Origin of the sequence: Rhizobium sp. BK112, from assembly GCF_014193215.1 — a bacterium.
Lineage (GTDB): Bacteria > Pseudomonadota > Alphaproteobacteria > Rhizobiales > Rhizobiaceae > Rhizobium > Rhizobium anhuiense.
Map to the genome: position 1 here is coordinate 182,541 of NZ_JACHYZ010000003.1, position 17,788 is coordinate 200,328.

Genomic DNA, 17,788 nt, shown 5'->3' on the forward strand with positions numbered 1-17,788 from the left:
AAAGAGGATGCCTTGATGTCGTGGATCTGGCCTGCGCATTCGGCCGATCCGTTGCAGGATCGGCCATTTTTCGTCAATTGACCAAGCGGGCGATGGTGCCTGGGCTGATGCCGAGCAGCCGCTTCATGCTGTTTGCCATATGGCTTTGATGCGCAAAGCCTGCCGCCAGCGCGATCTGGCTCAGCGGCAGGCCAGAGGTCCGAATCAGTGCCTCGGCGCGCGAGACCCGGCGTTGCATCACATATTGATGCGGCGGTATGCCGAAACTATTTCGAAATTGCGTCTTCAGGCGCGAGAGGCTGAGTCCGGCAAGACCGGCAAGACCGGCAAGTTCGGCAAGCGAAAGCAGCGCGTCGAGATTGTCCTCGATGTAGTCGGTAAGTATCCGCTTCTGACGGGGCGAGAGCGCTCTACCGGCATCCGCCGGGCGAGAACTGCCGCTGCCGGCCTCGACCAGACGGAGCGCCAAGGCTGTTGCCAGCGTATCGGCATAGAGATGGTCGGACGGCTCGTCCGCTTCGAGCTCCGCTTTCAAGGCCCAGGCGATTGCCTCGAGTCGCTGATCGCGGAGCTGAAATTTCGGCGCCATCGCTTCCGCGGGATCGCGTCCGAGGTCGATGGCAGCCTGATGGAAAAGATCCTTGCTGATCTTCAGCCGCAGGATCATGCATTCGCCGTCGTCCTCCCAGACGCCATCCAGGCCGGCTGGCACCACATCGATATCGCCGTGCTTCTGCAGCCGGCGATGCTCCCGCCCGTCACAGCGGCATTGCGCTCGCACAGGTCGGCCGACGTGGATTCCGAGGCGATGATAGGGTGTCCCTGCAATATGGGTGCGGCCGGGCGGAATGCGCAGCAGCTCGGCCTCCAAGCCGCGCCAGCCACGCCCCCTGCTCGTTGCAAGGATGGTCGCGCTTCCTGCTTGCGGATGATCGTTCATTGGTCCGTCCCATTCGCTTTCGAATGGGACGGAGACTATCCCAAGCGTCATTTCCGCGGCAAGAAGCGGATTGGGTGAGTTCTCAATCGTGCCGTGACAGGAAAGTGGAAACGGTCGCCAGGCAAAGCTGCTTTTCCTCGACATGCGGCATATGGCTGGAATTTTCGAAGAGCACCCATTCGCAGCCGGGAACGTGTTCGAGATAGGGCCTTACCACCAGGGGTGTCGCCTCGTCGTATTTTCCCGAGATCAGCAGCGTCGGGGCCTCGATGCGGTCGAGCCTGGTTTCGATCGTCCAGTCCTTCATCGTGCCGATGACGTGAAACTCGGTCGGGCCGTTCATGTTGCGGTAGACGGTATTGTCCTCGTCCATGATCGCGAAGGTGCGCGCCACTTCAGGCGGCCACGGCACCACGCGGCAGACATGGCGGTCATAGAAGACGCGCGAGGCGGCGATATAGTCCGGATCGGCGAGGCTTCCCGCCAGCTCATGCTTCAGCAGCGTGTCCTGCACCTCCTGTGGCAGTTCCTGCCTTAGCCGGTTCGCCTCCGAAACCCAGGTGTGCATGTTGGCCGGCGAATTGGCGATAACAAGCGCCTTCAGGCCTTCAGGCCGGCGCACCGCATGTTCGGCGCCGAGCATGCCGCCCCAGGACTGGCCGAGAAAGGCATAACGATCCTGAATGCCGAGATGGGAAAGCAGCGCATCCAGTTCTTCGAGGAACAGGCCGACCGTCCAGAAATCCGGACCCTTTTCCGGAAGGCGGGTGGAATTGCCATTGCCGAGCTGGTCGTAATGGATGACCGGGCGGCCGTCGAGAGCGGCGATATCCTTGAAGGAATCGACATAATCATGGGTGCAGCCGGGTCCGCCATGGGCGACGACGAGCGGCAGCTTGCCACTGGCAAGCGAACCGGTGACGCGATACCAGGTGCGATAGTCGCGAAAGGGCAAATAGGCTTCTTTGGTCGTGACTTCGCCCACGGGCGTCTCCATCTCTTGGCCGTATGAAAAAAGCATAACGCGGCGGCAACGGTGAAGGCAGCTATCACAAGTTATAGGGTGGCCAATGATGGGTCGGCCGGTCTTCGAGCAGGCGGTAATGGGTGGCGCGCACCACGGCCTGGGTGCGGTTGCGGGCGCCGAGTTTCTTGGCCGCGGCGTTCAGATGCATGACGACGGTCGGCACGGAACGATCGATGATGCGGGAAATTTCCTTGGCGGAATAACCTTCCGCCGAATGGCGCAGGCATTCGCGTTCCCGCTCGGTCAGCCGGATCGTGCCGACGCTTTTCGCCCGCGTGTCGAAAAGCGTATAGGCGCTCTCATGGAAGACGTGGGCCAGCAGGTTGAAGTCGGCGATATAACGCAGGGCGTGCCGTTCGAACTCGTCGTTACCGCCGAAGCGGATGCCGGTGACCGTCGCATAGTCGCCGCGTGGCATATGGACCGGGACGGTGACGCCGGTCGACATGTCGCGTTCGCTCAAATAGCGCGTCACCGGCGCCGTGTCCTCGTTGATGAAACCCCTGATCAGCGTGTCGGCGTCCGGGTCGTAGTTCCAGAAGAAGGGTGCGGAGGTGCGCAGCGCCACCTGTTGCACCGGATCGATACGGAAATAGCCTTGATTGAACCAGTAGTCGTGCATGTCGTCGGAAATGTTCCTGAGCTTCAGCAGCGACGGTATCATGATCGCGCCGTCGAGATCGTAGGGCACCGGCGTGTAGTCGTAGATCAGCGCCTCGAAGCCGATCTGCTTCATCGCCTCGAAGGCCTGATCGATCCGGCCGTCCAGCGTTTCATGCGCTGTGAACTGCGCTCTGATCGTTCCGATATCGTCAAGCACGGGCTGCTCCAGTTTCGACGTGGCGCCCTACCCTATCACTTCTTATAGCTGGCACGGAACGCGATTTACGATAAAAAAATAACCACGCCCAAATATTGAGCAAGTGAAACCTTCTGCCGGAGCGATCAATGTGGCGTGAAATACAGCCGGACGAGCGATTCTTGATCGATGTCGATGGTTATCGCATCGTTGCTTACAGTTTCGGAGCCGGCAGTGAGACGGTTTTCTGCCTGAACGGCGGGCCGGGTCTGCCCTGCGATTACCTGCGCGAGGCGCATTCCTGTCTCGTCGACAAGGGCTATCGTGTCGTCGCTTTCGATCAGCTCGGCACCGGCGCTTCCGACCGGCCGGACGATCTCTCGCTCTGGACAATCGGCCGTTATGTCGAGGAGACGGAAACGGTGCGCAAGGCGCTGGGGCTCGGTAAGGTCCACATGCTCGGCCATTCCTGGGGCGGGTGGCTGGCGATCGAATATGCGCTGACTTACGCTCAGAACCTGAAGACGCTGATTCTCGAGGATACCGTCGCCGACATGCCGCATCTGATCTCGGAGCTGGAACGGCTGCGTGCAGCACTCGGTCCCGAAACCGTATCGATGATGCAGAAACACGAGGCGCAGGGCACCTACAATCATCCGGAATATCTCGCCGCCGTCACCATCCTCAACTACCGCCACGTCTGCCGTCTGCCGGAATGGCCGGAGCCGGTGCGCCGCTCGCTCGACGATTGGAACATGGCGCCCTACGAGACGATGCAGGGACCGAACGAGTTTCTCTATATCGGCAACCTCAAGGACTGGAACCGCATCCCCGATCTGCCGCGGCTGACGCTGCCGGTGCTCATCACGACGGGAGAGCATGACGAGTTGACGCCGGCCTGTGCGCTCAGGATGAAGCTTGCGCTGCCGAATGCCGAGCTGAAGGTATTTGCCAATGCCAGCCATATGCCGTTCTATGAGAACCCGCAGGATTATTATCCGGCGCTTCTCGATTTTCTCGCCCGGCACGAGGCACACTGATGCAGCACAAAGCGGAGCGAAGCCGACGAAAACAGAGAGGCGATCGCCGTCATGCATCGCTATAAATTCGTTCTGACGCGACCGCTGCAGTTCCTGCCCGTCATTTTCGGCATCAGCATCATCACTTTCATTCTGGTCCGGCTGATCCCCGGAGACCCGGCGCGCAACATCCTCGGCACGCGCGCCACGCCGGCGGCCCTTGCCAGCATCCGCGCCCAATACGGCCTCGATCAGCCGATGTGGCTGCAATATGTCTATTTCCTCAAGAACCTCGCCAATGGTGAGATGGGCAAGTCGATCCTCTACAAGATCGACGTGCTGAAGCTGATCGTTACCCGCATCGAGCCGACGCTTGCGCTCGTCGCCGCGAGCGTCGTGCTGTCGGTGCTGATCGCGGTGCCGATGGCGGCGATCGCTGCGCGCAATGCCGGCCGGGCGCCGGACCATGCGGTGCGCATCGTCTCGACCTTCGGCATCGGCTTTCCGCCCTTCTGGCTGGGACTGATGCTGATCATCCTCTTCAGCGTCGAACTCGGCGTGCTGCCGGTTTCGGGCTACGGCGCGACGATTGGCGAAAAGCTGTCGCATCTCGTGCTGCCGAGCCTGACGGTGGCGCTGTCGCTTTCGACCGTGCTGACGCGCAGCCTGCGGGCGGCGATGATCGAGCAGCTGAAATCGGATGTCGCGACGGCGGCGCGCGCCCGTGGCATGCCCGAAGGCATCGTCTTCTGGCGACATGTGCTGCCGAATTCCTTGGTACCGACGATCAACCTGCTTGCCGTCAACATCGGCTGGCTGATCGGCGGCACGGTGGTGGTCGAGAGCGTCTTTGCGCTGCCCGGCATGGGACAGCTGCTCGTCAGGGCGATCTTCTCGCGCGACTATATGGTGGTCCAGGGTGTCGCCATGGTCTTTGCCTGCGCCACCGTGCTCATCAACTTCATCGCCGACATCGTCACCGTCGCCGTCGATCCGAGGGTGAAGCTATGAGCATCGAGGCGATTGCTCCCGCATCTCTCGGCTGGCGCCGGTTCTTCGGCCGGCGGCTGATGCTTGCCGTCGGTGCCGGCCTGCTGTTGTTCTTCGTCCTGCTGGCGATCGGCGCGCCCATTGTCGCACCCTACGATCCGATCATGCAGAATGCCGATGTGCGGCTGCAGGCGCCTTCGCTGTTGCATCCCTTCGGCACCGACAATTTCGGCCGCGATATCCTCTCTCGCGTTATCTGGGGCGCGCGCCTCGACCTGCAGATGGCGCTGATCGGCGTCATTTTTCCCTTCCTGATCGGCACGACGGTCGGCACGATTGCCGGCTTCTTCGGTGGGATCGTCGATGCGCTGTTCATGCGTCTTGTCGATATCATTCTTGCCTTCCCCTTCCTGGTGCTGATGCTGTCGATCATCGCAATTCTCGGCCCTGGCCTCGGCAGCTTCTATATCGCCATGGCGCTGGTCGGCTGGGTCTCCTATGCGCGGCTGATCCGGGCGCAGATGCTGGTGCTGAAAAGCAGCGACTATGCCGTCGCCGCCGTCAGCCTCGGCTTCAGCCGCACGCGCATCATGTTTCGCCATCTGCTGCCGAACGCGATCGCCGGCTCGATCGTCTTTTCGATGTCGGATGCGACGCTGGTGCTGCTTAGCGGCGCCGCCGTCAGCTATCTCGGCCTCGGCGTCCAGCCGCCGATCGCCGAATGGGGCGTCATGGTCGCGGAAGGACAGAGTTTCATCACCACGGCCTGGTGGATCACGCTGTTTCCCGGCCTTTCCATCGTCTGTCTCGCCTTCGGCTTCAGCATGCTGGGCGATGCGCTCGGCGAGCTGTTGGGGGTGCACGAATGAGCGGCTCCGTACTCTCCGTCCGTGATCTTACCGTCAGGGCGCATGTCGATTCCGGCCCGCGCACGCTGCTCGATGCCGTCTCGCTCGATCTCGGCAAAGGCGAGATCCTCGGTCTCGTCGGCGAAAGCGGCTCGGGCAAGAGCCTGTTCTGCCGCTCCCTGGTGCGCCTGCTGCCCTCTTCGCTGCTGAAGATCGAGAGCGGCAGCGTGCTGCTCGAAGGGCGCGACCTCATGCGGGTCGATGATGGCGAGATGCTGAAAGTGCGCGGCGGCGAGATCGGCATGATCTTCCAGAACCCGACCAGCCATCTCGACCCGGTGATGCGGATCGGCGATCAGATCGCCGAAGGCATCCGCTATCATCAGGGCCTCGGCGCCCGCGAGGCCCGCGCCGCAGCGACGGACATCCTGGCGCAGGTCGGCTTCCCCGATCCCGCGCGCCAGTACGACAGCTATCCGCATGAATTTTCCGGCGGCATGCGGCAGCGGACGATGATCGGCGTGGCGCTGTCCTGCAATCCGAAGATACTGATCGCCGACGAGCCGACGACGGCGCTCGACGTGACCATCCAGGCGCAGATCCTGCGGTTGTTGATCGACATTCGCGACCGGCGCGGCCTGTCGATTATTCTGATCACCCACGATCTCGGCATCGTCGCCCAGACCTGCGACCGCATCGCCGTGCTGCGCGGCGGCAAACTGCTCGAAGAGGGGCCGAAGCGGACGATCCTGGCGCGGCCGCAGCATCCCTATACGATCAACCTGATCAACAGCCACCCTTCCCTGCCGGGCGAGACAGCGGCGCCGCTGCCCGAAATTGCCGAGGCCGGCCAGCCGGCGAGGCCCTTGCTCGAAATCGATGATCTCCACGTACGTTTCAGAGCCGGTGGCGCCCTGCTTAAGGGCGGCGCCAAGACGGTGAGCGCCGTTGCCGGCGTCAGCCTGCAGATCATGCCGGGCGAGACGGTCGGCATCGTCGGCGAATCCGGCAGCGGCAAGAGCACGCTTGCCCGCGCCGTGCTCGGCCTCACACCGCTTTCCTCAGGCCACGTCACTTTCGACGGCGTCGATCTGGCGCTGCAGAAGAGCGCGGGCCTCGCAAAGCTGAGACGCGAGACGGCGATGGTCTTCCAGGACCCCTATAACGCGCTCAATCCGCGCCTGACCATCGGGCAGATGCTGGCCGAGGTCCTGAAGGTGCAGGGCAAGGTCGCCAAAGCCGATATCCCGGCGCGGATCAATGCTCTGCTCGACCTCGTTGGCCTCGAACGCGAATTTGCCGGCCGCAAGCCGCGCAGCATGAGCGGTGGCCAGTGCCAACGCGCCGGCATCGCCCGCGCGCTGGCCGTCGACCCGAAACTGATCATCGCCGACGAGTGCGTCGCCGCCCTCGACGTTACCATCCAGGCGCAGATCATCGAGCTCTTTCGCGAGCTCACGGCGAAGATGAACCTCACGCTGATGTTTATCGCCCACGATCTCGCGATCGTCCGCAATCTCTGCGAACGCGTGGTTGTGATGTATCGCGGCGAGATCGTCGAGGAAGGCCGTTCCGAAGAGGTGTTCGCGCGGCCGAAGCATCCTTATACGGCGGCGCTGATCGCCGCCATTCCCGACATCGATCCTGACAAACCGCTGCTGCAAGGCGCCGGTGGCAAGGACGATCCGCAATCGATACCGATCCAGCCCATCAAACGCATGCCATAACAACGAAGGGAACGAATTCATGACAAACAGGTGGAAATCAATCGGGCTTGCAGCCTTGCTCGCCGGCCTGACGCTCAGTGCAAGTTATGCCGAAGCCGCCGGTGTGCTGACCATCGGCCGCCGCGAGGATTCGACGACATTCGATCCGATCAAAACCGCGCAGAACATCGACAACTGGGTATTCTCCAACGTCTACGACGTGCTGATCCGCGTCGACAAGACAGGCACGAAACTGGAGCCGGGCCTTGCCGAAAGCTGGACCGCTTCGGATGACGGGTTGACCTACACGTTCAAGATCCGCGACGCGAAATTCTCCGACGGTTCGCCGCTGACCGCGGAAGATGCCGCCTACAGCCTGCTGCGCATCCGCGACGACCCCGCCTCGCTCTGGAGCGATTCCTACAAGGTGATCGATACGGCGGTCGCGACCGACGCGCACACGCTGACGATCAAGCTCAAGAACCCGTCTGCGCCGTTCCTTTCGACGCTGGCGCTGCCGAATGCCTCCGTCATCTCCAAGAAGGGCATGGAAACGCTGGGTGCCGATGCCTACGGCGAGAAGCCGATCGCATCCGGCGCCTTCGTGGTCGAGGAATGGCGGCGCGGCGACCGCGTCATTCTGAAGAAGAACCCGAACTTCTGGCAGGCCGACCGCGTCAAGCTCGACGGCGTCGAGTGGATCTCGGTGCCTGACGACAACACCCGCATGCTGAACGTTCAGGCCGGCGAGCTGGACACGGCGATCTTCGTTCCCTTCTCCCGCGTCGAGGAGTTGAAGAAGGACCCGAACCTCAACGTCGATATCGATGCCTCGACCCGCGAGGATCATCTTCTGATCAACCATGCGCATGGCGCGCTCGGCAAGAAGGAAGTCCGCCAGGCGCTGGATCTTGCGATCGACAAGAAGGCGATCGTCGATACGGTCACCTTCGGCCAGGGCACGGTCGCCAATTCCTACGTTCCGAAGGGCGCGCTCTATTACTATGCCGACAATCTGCAGCGGCCTTATGATCCCGAAAAGGCAAAGGAGATGCTGGCTGCTGCCGGCGCCTCCGACCTGACGCTGAACTATCTGGTGCGCGCCGGCGACGAAGTCGACGAACAGACGGCCGTGCTCGTCCAGCAGCAGTTGCAGAAGGCCGGCATCACCGCAAATCTGCAGAAGGTCGACCCGAGCCAGGAATGGGACATGATCGTTGCCGGCGACTACGACGTCTCTGTCAACTACTGGACCAACGACATTCTCGATCCGGACCAGAAGACCACCTTCGTCCTCGGCCACGATTCCAACAACAACTACTCAACCAACTACAAGAACGAGGCGGTGAAGGAACTGGTGGCCAAGGCGCGTCTCGAGCTCGACCCGAAGAAGCGCGAACAGATGTATGTCGACCTGCAGAAGATGGCCAAGGACGACGTCAACTGGATCGACCTCTACTACAGCCCCTATATCAACGTCTCGCGCAAGAATATCGAGAACTTCTACCAGAACCCGCTCGGTCGTTTCTTCCTGGAAGATACGATCAAGAACTGAGTTCGGGCAGCATGCAAATGCTCCGCCGCCGTAAAGGCGGCGGAGCCTCATTTATTGCTGCGACACGTGGCTGAGGCCGCCTGCTTACTCGGCGGCCGCGAGCTTGTCCTGCGTCCTGGTGTCGAAGTCGCTGGCGTCATGGCGCTCGTGCAACTGGCTTGCGGGCTCGCCGGAGAGGCGGTTGACCATCCGGCCGCGTTGCACGGCCGGCCTGCTGTGAATGGCGTCGGCCCAGCGCAGCACGTTCTTATAGTCCTCGACCTGCAGAAACTCGGCCGCGCCGTAGGTCCAGCCCTTCACCAAGCCGCCATACCAGGGCCAGACGGCAATATCGGCGATCGTATATTGGCTGCCCGCCAGATACTCGCTTTCGGCAAGGCGACGATCGAGCACGTCGAGCTGCCGCTTCACCTCCATGGCGAAGCGGTCGATCGCATATTCGATCTTGACAGGCGCATAGGCGTAGAAATGGCCGAAGCCGCCGCCGAGATAGGGGGCGCTTCCCATCTGCCAGAACAGCCAGGACAGGCATTCGGCGCGGTCGGCTGGCTCGGTCGGCAGGAAGGCGCCGAACTTCTCGGCGAGATAGGTCAGGATGGCGCCGGATTCGAAGACACGGATCGGCTTCGGACCACTGCGGTCCATCAGCGCCGGGATCTTGGAATTGGGGTTGACCGCGACGAAGCCGCTGCCGAACTGGTCGCCATCGCCGATCTTGATCAGCCAGGCGTCATATTCGGCGCCGCTGTGGCCGAGCGCCAGCAGTTCCTCGAGCATGATGGTGACCTTCTGGCCGTTCGGGGTGCCGAGCGAATAGAGCTGCAGCGGATGACGGCCGATCGGCAGTTCCTTGTCATGCGTCGCTCCCGCGATCGGGCGGTTGATGCTGGCGAACTGGCCGCCATTCGCCTTGTTCCAGGTCCAGACCTTCGGGGGTGTATAATCGGAAGAACCGCTCATCTTTCAAACTCCTGGGATTGGTCAGACAGAGTGCGGGCAGGTTGGGTTGCCGCATTTTTCCTGACATAGCAGAGGCGATGAGGTTTTGTCACAGGTGTCGGCGCGGTTTCACGCAATCGTCAGAGTCTTGGCAAAGCTGAAGAAAACCGCTGCTTCAGGCATCCGCGTCGGGAAGACGCCTGCCTGTTGCCGCTGAAACCAGATGTTCGCTGGCAGACCGCAAGGCGAAGCGGATCGCGTCGCCCGGCCTTACGGCGATGCGCTCGCGAAACAACATATTGACGTTTTCTTCCCCGATCCGGGCCCCCTCGATCCGGGCAACGACCTGCGTTTCCGCGCCTGTGGGCTCGACGACCACGACCTTCGCCGGTGTTCCATCATCGGCGATGACGAACTGTTCCGGCCTGATGCCATAGATGAGTTCTTCGCCGGGATCGGCCGTCCCGGGACGCAGCGACAGCGGCATGGCGACGCCGCTTTCGGTGCGAAAGATCGAAGGCGCGTCGGCCTGGATGCGGCCCTTGAGCAGGTTCATCGCCGGCATGCCGATGAAGCCGGCGACGAAGGTGGTTGCGGGGCGATCATAGATTTCCAGCGGGGTTCCGATCTGTTCGACAATGCCGTCGCGCATCACGACGATGCGGTCGGCCATGGTCATCGCCTCGGTCTGGTCATGGGTGACATAGACGGTGGTGATCTTCAGCCGCTGGTGAAGCTCCTTGATCTCGGCGCGCATCGCCACGCGCAGCTTGGCGTCGAGATTGGAAAGCGGTTCGTCGAAGAGGAACACTTTCGGATCGCGCACGATCGCGCGGCCCATGGCGACGCGCTGGCGCTGGCCGCCCGAGAGATGACGCGGAAGGCGGTCGAGATAGGGTTCCAGCGCCAGGATCTTTGCGGCGGACTGCACTCGGTGGCCGATCTCGTCCTTGGCCGTGCCGCGCAGCTTCAGGGAAAAGCCCATATTCTCGGCCACCGTCAGATGCGGATAGAGCGCATAGCTTTGGAACACCATGGCAATGTCGCGCTCCTTCGACGGCAGGTCGTTGACCATGCGGTTGCCGATTGAAAGCCGGCCGCCCGAGATCGTTTCCAGGCCGGCGATCATGCGCAGCAGCGTGGACTTGCCGCAGCCGGACGGTCCGACGAGCACGATGAATTCACCATCCTCGATATCGACGTCGACGCCGTGAATGACCGGCAGGTTGCCGTAGGACTTGCGGATGTTGTGAAGCGCAATCGACGCCATGATATTCCCTCCCCCACGAGAACAGGATGATTTCAGGCCGCGCCCTCGCCCTCATGATTGACCGCCGTGCGGGTGCCGGAGGAGAACATGATCAAGGCGAAGAGCGGTTCGGTACCGAGCGCGCGCGCCCAGTGCCTGATATTGCGGGGAATCCGGATGGCGTCGCCGGCTTCGAGCCGGTAGAGCGCATCGCCGAGCTTGTGCTCGCAATGGCCGGAAACGACGTAGAGGATTTCCTCGCAATCGGGATGCGAGTGCAGCTGGTTGCGCTCGCCGGGATTGATCCGGCAGGTGCCGAAGGTCATCTCGGCGCCGGGCGTGCCGTCACCAGTGATCTTCCAGTTGAGTTCGCCCCAGCTGGTCGGCATGAATTCGCCGCCGGCTTTCCTGAATATGACATCGGTATCGGTCAAGGCTGTCGCTCCCCTGTCAGAGATTGGTGGTGACGCCGGCATCCGCGCATCTGTAGAATTCGAAGAGCCTCATGATCTCGCGGGCGATTTCGAGCGTGCCCCTTGTTATCGGCGTGCCGGAGAGGATCGCATCCGTCAGATGCAGGATTTCGGGCACATAACCGAGATAAAACAGGTTGTTGTTGTAGAGCTGGCCGAGCGAATGCTCCGGCTCGTAGAACAGCGCCGCATTCTCGTCCGGCTGGATGAAGCTCGCGGCACGGCCATAGGACGGCAAGTCGGCCTTGCGGAAGTAGGTCAGCCGGCTGCCGTTTTCGACGATGGCGTTGGCGCCTTCGCCGATGATTTCGACCCGCTCGAAGATGCTGCCGCCCGACTGGCCGGCGGCAAGATGCAACGTGCCGATTGCCCCGGAGCGGAAGCGCAGGCTGGTGACGGTCGCGCCCGTCGACGCTTCCCATTCATAACCAGCCCGTTCGATCTCGCCGCCGAGGAAGTTGAGGATCGCGCCCGGATGGTAGATATGGTCGAGAAAGCTCTGCATCTTGACGAGATCGGCGCGGTCTTCCTGGCTCGGCAGGCTCTGGGGATAGCGGACATTGATCGAGGTCAGCCGGCCGAAACCCGGCGAGCCGATCAGATCCTTGAGCTTTTCGATTGTGGGGAAAAAGGTCTTCTTCAGGCCGGTCATCACCATGCGGCCGGCCGCGCTACTTGCCGCCTGCAGCCTTTCGATGTCCGCAAGGCTTGCCGCCGTCGGCTTTTCCATCCAGACGTGAGCGCCTGATGCAAGCGCGTCGAACGCCAGGTCGGTCGCCTGCACCCGGCCGTCGGGATGATAGGCGGTGACGAGAAAGACCAGCTCCGGGTTTTCCCGTTCGAGCATCTCGCGATGGTCGGTATAGGCTTTTCCGGCGCCGAAGAGTTTTGCGAATTTCTCGGCGCGGCCGAGATCGAGATCGCAGATGCCGGCAAGCTCGACCGGCGCGTAACGCAGCGCCGGATAGACATTGCGATAGGCATGACCGCCGGCGCCGATGAAGCAAGCCTTGATGCGGTGATCGAATTCGAAATTGTAGCGGATTTCCCGCTGGACATGATGCGACATGGTCAGCCCTTGATTGCCCCCTGCGTTAGCCCCTCGGTGAAGCGGCGCTGCATCAGGATGTAGAGAAGAATGATCGGCAGGAATGAAATGACGGTCCCGGAAAAAACCAGGCGGTAATCGGAAGCATAGGTGCTGGCGAAGCGGACGAGCCCGAGCGGCAGCGTCTGCACCTCGGGACTGATCAGCACGATCAGCGGCAGGAAGAAATCGTTCCAGGTGGAGAGCGCGCTGATGATGACGAGCGCCTGCACCGCCGGCGTCGAGATCGGCAGAAAGACCTTGGTGAGGATCTGCAGATGCGAGGCGCCGTCGATCTTGGCGGCCTCGATCAGATCATCAGGCACGCCGATGAAGAAGCTCCGCATCAGGAATATGCCGAAGGGAATGCCGTTGCTGACCTGCACCAGCACGATACCAGCAAGCGTGTTGACGAGGTTCAGCCCGAAAAGCACCTGATAGAGCGGGATGACGATCGCCTGGACGGGCACGGTCAAGCCGAGGATGAAGGCGTAGAACAGCCATTCCCGGCCGGGAAAACGGATCTTGGCAAGCGCATAGCCGGCCGGCGCACAGGTGATCAGCGACAGGGCGACGACGCCGATGAGATTGATGAGGCTGTTGCCGACGAGTTCGCCGAACCCGCCGATCTGCCATGCATCCAGATAGTTCCGCCACATCAGGTCGGCGGGCCAGGTGAAGGGGTCGGCCTGGCCGATCTCGGCCTCGGTCTTGAAACTCGAGACCACCAGCCAGACGAAGGGGGCTAGGATCAGGATCAGTGCCGGGGTCAGGGCCAGCGCCACCGGCCATTCGCGATGACGGACGCTCATTGCGAAAGCCTCGCACGCCAGCGGTTGAAGACGATGGTGATGGTGATCGCAAGCAGGCTGAGCAGGATGCAGAGTACCGCCGCAAGCCCGTGATCCTGGGACTGGAAGGCAAGCCGGTAGATATAGGTGGTGATCAGCTCGCTCTGGTAGAACGGCCCGCCATTGGTCATGACGAAGACCGTGGCGAAGCCCTTCAGCCCGTTGATCATTGCCAGCGAGACGACGAAGGTCGTCACCTCACGAAGCCCCGGCAGCGTCACGTAGATCAGCTTCTGGAAGGCGTTGGCGCCGTCCACTTCGGCCGCGTCGTAGAGCGAGCGGTCGATGTTCTGCAGGCCGGCGATGAAGAGCAGCATGTAGAGGCCGAAGCCCTGCCACGAGCTTGCGATATTGACGGAAAAGAGCACCAAAGCGGGATCGGACAGCCAGCCTTGGGTGAAGGCGCCGAGCCCGATCCGCGTCAGCGCGGTATTCAGCAGGCCGAAGAACGGATCGTAGATATTGGCCCAGATGACGCCGACCACCGCCAGCGACACCAGATGCGGCAGGAAGAAGGCGGTGCGGAAGAAGACCTGGGTGATCCGCAGCCTGCTGACGGCAAGCGCCAGCAGAAGACCGAGCCCGCCTGCCATCACCACATGATAGGCCAGCCAGAGGAAGGTATGGACGAGGCTCTTCCAGACGATCGGATCGTGTGCGGCCTTGGCGTAATTGTCGAAGCCGACGAAACTGGCGGAGGTATTGAAGCCGGCTGAACTGTTGAAGCTCAGCCAGAAGGTGGCGGCGATCGGCAGCAGGGTGAAGACGGCATAAAGGCCGAGCGCCGGCGCCATCAGCCACAATGCGGTGCGGGCATCGCCAGCGGATGAGTCAGATGTGGCAGCCCCCGTCGTCCGGCGTTTGGACATACGGACGGACAGGCCGCCCGTATGTCCCGCCACGGCAGGCGCATCCCTGAGAGGAGCCACGACCTTGCTTCCGGGCGTTTCTGGAATGACCACTATTTCGCCTCTGCCATCTTTGCCTGGATCTGCTTCATGCCGTCCTCGCCGCCGATCTGGCCGGAGATCAGGCCCTGGATGACCTGGAAGTAGGTGTCGAGTACCGGGCCGGGCAGATAGACGCTCGGATTGTAGCCGACGCCGCCGGCGGCAGCCGCGAAGATGTCCTTCAGCACGGGCGTCGGCGGCTCGACGCCCGGGATTTCGCGCGGATAGATCATCGTGCTTGCCGGATCCTGCGCGCGCTTCTTCATCACCGCATCGGACAGCATGAAGTCGATCCATTTCATCGCGAGTTCCGGCTGTCTGGAGTTGACCGGCACCAGCCAGCTCCAGCCGACGCCGCCGGTCGGTATCGCCGCACCCTTGATGTCGGAAGGCATGGGCGCGTAACCGGCATTGGCGAGGTCATAGCCGGCCTTGCGGGCATTGGCGGTGAACCACGGGCCGGCAACGAACATCGCCGCGCGCTTGTTGAACCAGAGGCGGGAGGCGCCATCGAGATCGAGGCCGGCCATTTCCTTCCTGATGTCGCCCGCCTCGACCAGCTTCTGTAGCCGGACGGCGCCGGCGGCGACCGAAGGATCGTCCCAGGCGATTTCGCGGCGTAGCGCCTTGCCGATCACCTCTTTACCGCTCGCCGATTGTAGCAGATTGCCGAAGAGGTGGCCGGCACTGCCGGTGGTGCGCGGGCCGATGGCGATCGGCTGCAGACCGGTCTCACCGATCGATTTCAACAGTGCTTCGAACTCGGTCCAGGTCGCCGGAATCTTCCAGCCGGCCTGCTCAAAAATATCCTTGTGATACCAGATGCCAAGCGCATCGAGGCCATCGGGAACCTCGTAGATTTCGCCGCCGAACTGGCCCTTCAGCTCGGTGTAGAGCCAGGGATAGATCTGGTCCTTCCAGCCGCGTTTTTCATATTGCTCGGTGAGCGGCATGACCTGCTTGGCGTTCTTGACGACGCTGATGCGGCCGATGCCGGAGTTGGTGAGGATCACGTCGGGGCCGGCGTCCGACTGGATGGCCGCCTGCACCGCGCCGTTGCTGATCGTCCCGGTCGGCGGCATGAATTCGACGGTCACGCCGAGATTGGCCTTTTCGAAATCGGCCTTGATGCCGTTCCACAGCTGGGCCACCAGCGGTTCGGTGATCTGTTCCGGACCCCACATTTTCAGGGTTTCGGCATGCGCCAGCGAACTTGCGGCGATCATCGCCGCCAGTGCCGTGCTGCGGGCAAGAAATTTCAGCATTGCTCCCTCCTCCGGCCGCTCCACGGCCACGTTTTTCACTTGTCGAAAAGGAGACCTCCCTCTCCTTCGCTCCACTGGCATTTCATCCGGCTAACGCGCTGGATTTTCCCTCTGAAACCGAGCCATGACGGCCTGCTGGACGTCGCTGATATGAGCGTGCATCAGGGTCTTTGCGCGGGTAATGTCGCGCGCCCGGAACGCCTGCAGGATCTGATCGCGCTCCTCGGCCGCCCTCTCGGCCAGATCGCGGCTCTCGTTGGCGATCGAGCGGCAAATCTGGATCTGCAGCGCGAGCCGCGCCAGCGTTTCGATCAACGGCGCGCTTCCCGAAAGCTCGGCGATGGTCTCGTGAAACTCCTTGTCGCGAATGCCGTAGGTCTCCATGTCGCCGCGGCGAAGTGCCGCCACCGCCTCATCGAGGATGCGCTCGAAACCGACGATGTGCCGGTCGCTCATCTGTGGAACGGCGAGCTCGACGGCGAAGCATTCAAGCGTCTTGCGTAGATCGTAGAGATCGTCGATCTCCTTCGGCGTGAAGCTGCGCACGAAGAAGCCGCGATACGGCCTGATCTCGATCAGCCCTTCCTTGGCGAGCGTGCCGATCGCTTCGCGAAACGGTGTGCGGCTGACCTGCAGGCGCTCCGTCAGTTCCTTTTCATCGATCGAGACGCCGCTCGGCAGCTCGCCGGAGACGATCAGGCGAACGATTTCCTCGTAAATCCGCTCGCGAAGGGTGAGGTGGCGCGGTGCGTTCATGGTCTCCATTTCCGTCTGGCATTCGTGATTTAAGTATGCAATATACGAAAGAATATACAATATGGAAAATACAAAATCGGGAATTTTATCTAGAGAATGTCGGAGATGGATCAAAAAGGGGAGGAAAACCAATGGGAAAGGTCTATATCGTCGGCACTTGCGACACCAAGGGTGCTGAACTGAGCTACGCCAGGGAGGTGGTTCTTTCGGCCGGAACCGAGGCTGTTCTGGTCGATGTCGGCACGCTTGGGGAAGGCACCGGCGCCGATGTCCAGGCGCGTGACGTCGCCGCATTTCATCCTGAGGGCGCTGCGGACGTGCTCGGGCAGACCGATCGGGGAGCGGCGGTTTCGGCCATGGCCAAAGCGCTGACGGCATTCCTGAAATCGCGCAACGACATCGGCGCCGTGCTCGGCCTTGGCGGCACCGGCAATACCGCGCTGGTGACGGAGGCGATGCGAACGCTTCCGATCGGCCTGCCGAAACTGATGGTCTCGACGGTCGCCTCGGGCAATGTGGCGCCCTATGTCGGCCCGAATGATCTCACCATGATGTATTCGGTCGTCGACATCGCCGGTTTGAACGCCATCTCGCGCAAGGTAATCGGCAATGCGGCAAATGCGGCGGCCGGCATGGCCCGCAACCCCATCCCCGTCTCCAGCGATGATCGGCCGGGCATCGGCATGACCATGTTCGGCGTCACCACCTCCTGCGTCACCCAGCTCCGCGAAATGCTCGGCACGACGCATGAAATCTACGTCTTCCATGCGACCGGCGTCGGTGGCCAGTCGATGGAGAAGCTTGCCGATTCCGGTCTGTTGCAGGGCGTAATCGATGTGACGACGACGGAGGTGCCCGACCTTCTCATCGGTGGCGTCTTTCCGGCGACCGAGGATCGCTTCGGCGCCATTATCCGCACCGGCCTGCCCTATATCGGCTCGGTCGGCGCCGTCGATATGGTGAATTTCGGCGCGCGGGACACCGTGCCGGCGCCCTTCCGCGACCGCAGGCTGCACGTCCACAATGCACAGGTGACCCTGATGCGCACCACCCCGGAGGAAAACCGCCGGATCGGCGCTTTCATCGTCGAGCGGCTCAACCAGATGCAGGGTCCGGTCCGCTTCCTGCTGCCGCTTCAGGGCGTTTCAGCGATCGACGCCGCCGGTCAGCCATTCCATGATCCCGAAGCCGACGAGGCGCTGTTTTCTGCCATTCGTGGTGGCTGGCGCGAGGCGCCGAACAGGCGCCTCGTCGAGATAGACGCCCATATCAACAGTCCGGAATTCGCCACGGCACTCGTTGCCGGCTTCCATGAGATCCATGCCTGAGGAGAG

General features: G+C 62.1%; 17 protein-coding genes. 6 read left to right on the forward strand and 11 right to left on the reverse strand.

Annotation, left to right across the window (positions count from 1 at the left end):
* Window positions 1-73: 73 nt before the first annotated feature.
* From FHT75_RS10305 to FHT75_RS10315, 3 genes are all read right to left on the reverse strand, one after another.
* The gene (locus FHT75_RS10305; protein WP_097594900.1) at window positions 74-940 is read right to left on the reverse strand and encodes an AraC family transcriptional regulator; all 867 of its coding nucleotides are present in this window, start codon (window positions 938-940) and stop codon (window positions 74-76) included.
* An 82-nt stretch (window positions 941-1,022) separates the two neighbouring features.
* Window positions 1,023-1,925 carry a proline iminopeptidase-family hydrolase gene (locus FHT75_RS10310; protein ID WP_097594754.1) on the reverse strand — a complete coding sequence of 301 codons (903 nt, stop codon included), beginning with the start codon at window positions 1,923-1,925 and terminating at the stop codon, window positions 1,023-1,025.
* A gap of 64 nt (window positions 1,926-1,989) precedes the next feature.
* A complete protein-coding gene (locus FHT75_RS10315; RefSeq protein WP_047613206.1) occupies window positions 1,990-2,787 on the reverse strand; it encodes a helix-turn-helix transcriptional regulator in 798 nt (265 codons plus the stop codon).
* Between the two features lie 128 nt (window positions 2,788-2,915).
* On the opposite strand from FHT75_RS10315, the gene FHT75_RS10320 reads away from it, so the two are divergent.
* Genes FHT75_RS10320 through FHT75_RS10340 form a run of 5 tightly spaced genes read left to right on the forward strand, consistent with a single transcriptional unit; the run spans window position 2,916 to window position 8,884 of the window.
* Window positions 2,916-3,806 carry a proline iminopeptidase-family hydrolase gene (locus tag FHT75_RS10320; protein WP_097594755.1) on the forward strand — a complete coding sequence of 297 codons (891 nt, stop codon included), beginning with the start codon at window positions 2,916-2,918 and terminating at the stop codon, window positions 3,804-3,806.
* Between the two features lie 51 nt (window positions 3,807-3,857).
* On the forward strand, window positions 3,858-4,796 hold the full coding sequence (locus tag FHT75_RS10325) for an ABC transporter permease (RefSeq protein ID WP_047613202.1): 939 nt from the start codon (window positions 3,858-3,860) through the stop codon (window positions 4,794-4,796).
* Window positions 4,793-5,644 carry an ABC transporter permease gene (locus FHT75_RS10330; protein ID WP_047613200.1) on the forward strand — a complete coding sequence of 284 codons (852 nt, stop codon included), beginning with the start codon at window positions 4,793-4,795 and terminating at the stop codon, window positions 5,642-5,644. Before FHT75_RS10325 ends, FHT75_RS10330 begins: the two co-directional genes overlap by 4 nt.
* Entirely contained in the window at window positions 5,641-7,350 is a 1,710-nt protein-coding gene (locus FHT75_RS10335; protein WP_097594756.1) for a dipeptide ABC transporter ATP-binding protein, read from the forward strand. The genes FHT75_RS10330 and FHT75_RS10335 overlap by 4 nt, the downstream gene beginning before the upstream one ends.
* Window positions 7,351-7,369: 19 nt before the next feature.
* Window positions 7,370-8,884, forward strand: coding sequence for an ABC transporter substrate-binding protein (locus tag FHT75_RS10340; protein ID WP_097594757.1), 1,515 nt, complete (start codon window positions 7,370-7,372; stop codon window positions 8,882-8,884).
* A gap of 84 nt (window positions 8,885-8,968) precedes the next feature.
* Here the strand turns inward: FHT75_RS10340 and yghU are convergent, their stop codons facing one another.
* The 8 genes from yghU to FHT75_RS10380 all read right to left on the reverse strand — a co-directional run bounded on the left by yghU (window position 8,969) and on the right by FHT75_RS10380 (window position 16,454).
* Window positions 8,969-9,844: a glutathione-dependent disulfide-bond oxidoreductase gene (yghU, locus tag FHT75_RS10345; protein ID WP_063476155.1), complete on the reverse strand. Its 876-nt coding sequence runs from the start codon at window positions 9,842-9,844 to the stop codon at window positions 8,969-8,971.
* A gap of 154 nt (window positions 9,845-9,998) precedes the next feature.
* The gene (locus tag FHT75_RS10350) at window positions 9,999-11,093 is read right to left on the reverse strand and encodes an ABC transporter ATP-binding protein (RefSeq protein ID WP_097594758.1); all 1,095 of its coding nucleotides are present in this window, start codon (window positions 11,091-11,093) and stop codon (window positions 9,999-10,001) included.
* A 32-nt stretch (window positions 11,094-11,125) separates the two neighbouring features.
* Window positions 11,126-11,506 carry a cupin domain-containing protein gene (locus FHT75_RS10355; RefSeq protein ID WP_097543975.1) on the reverse strand — a complete coding sequence of 127 codons (381 nt, stop codon included), beginning with the start codon at window positions 11,504-11,506 and terminating at the stop codon, window positions 11,126-11,128.
* 16 nt (window positions 11,507-11,522) lie between these two features.
* A complete protein-coding gene (locus tag FHT75_RS10360) occupies window positions 11,523-12,614 on the reverse strand; it encodes a Gfo/Idh/MocA family protein (RefSeq protein WP_097594759.1) in 1,092 nt (363 codons plus the stop codon).
* 2 nt (window positions 12,615-12,616) lie between these two features.
* Window positions 12,617-13,444: a carbohydrate ABC transporter permease gene (locus FHT75_RS10365; RefSeq protein ID WP_063476153.1), complete on the reverse strand. Its 828-nt coding sequence runs from the start codon at window positions 13,442-13,444 to the stop codon at window positions 12,617-12,619.
* Entirely contained in the window at window positions 13,441-14,352 is a 912-nt protein-coding gene (locus tag FHT75_RS10370; RefSeq protein WP_206114570.1) for a carbohydrate ABC transporter permease, read from the reverse strand. Before FHT75_RS10370 ends, FHT75_RS10365 begins: the two co-directional genes overlap by 4 nt.
* Before the next feature lie 92 nt (window positions 14,353-14,444).
* Window positions 14,445-15,698, reverse strand: coding sequence for an extracellular solute-binding protein (locus FHT75_RS10375; RefSeq protein ID WP_097543977.1), 1,254 nt, complete (start codon window positions 15,696-15,698; stop codon window positions 14,445-14,447).
* Between the two features lie 90 nt (window positions 15,699-15,788).
* Window positions 15,789-16,454, reverse strand: coding sequence for a GntR family transcriptional regulator (locus FHT75_RS10380; protein ID WP_097594760.1), 666 nt, complete (start codon window positions 16,452-16,454; stop codon window positions 15,789-15,791).
* A gap of 131 nt (window positions 16,455-16,585) precedes the next feature.
* On the opposite strand from FHT75_RS10380, the gene FHT75_RS10385 reads away from it, so the two are divergent.
* On the forward strand, window positions 16,586-17,782 hold the full coding sequence (locus FHT75_RS10385; RefSeq protein WP_097594761.1) for a Tm-1-like ATP-binding domain-containing protein: 1,197 nt from the start codon (window positions 16,586-16,588) through the stop codon (window positions 17,780-17,782).
* The last annotated feature ends 6 nt before the right edge of the window (window positions 17,783-17,788 follow it).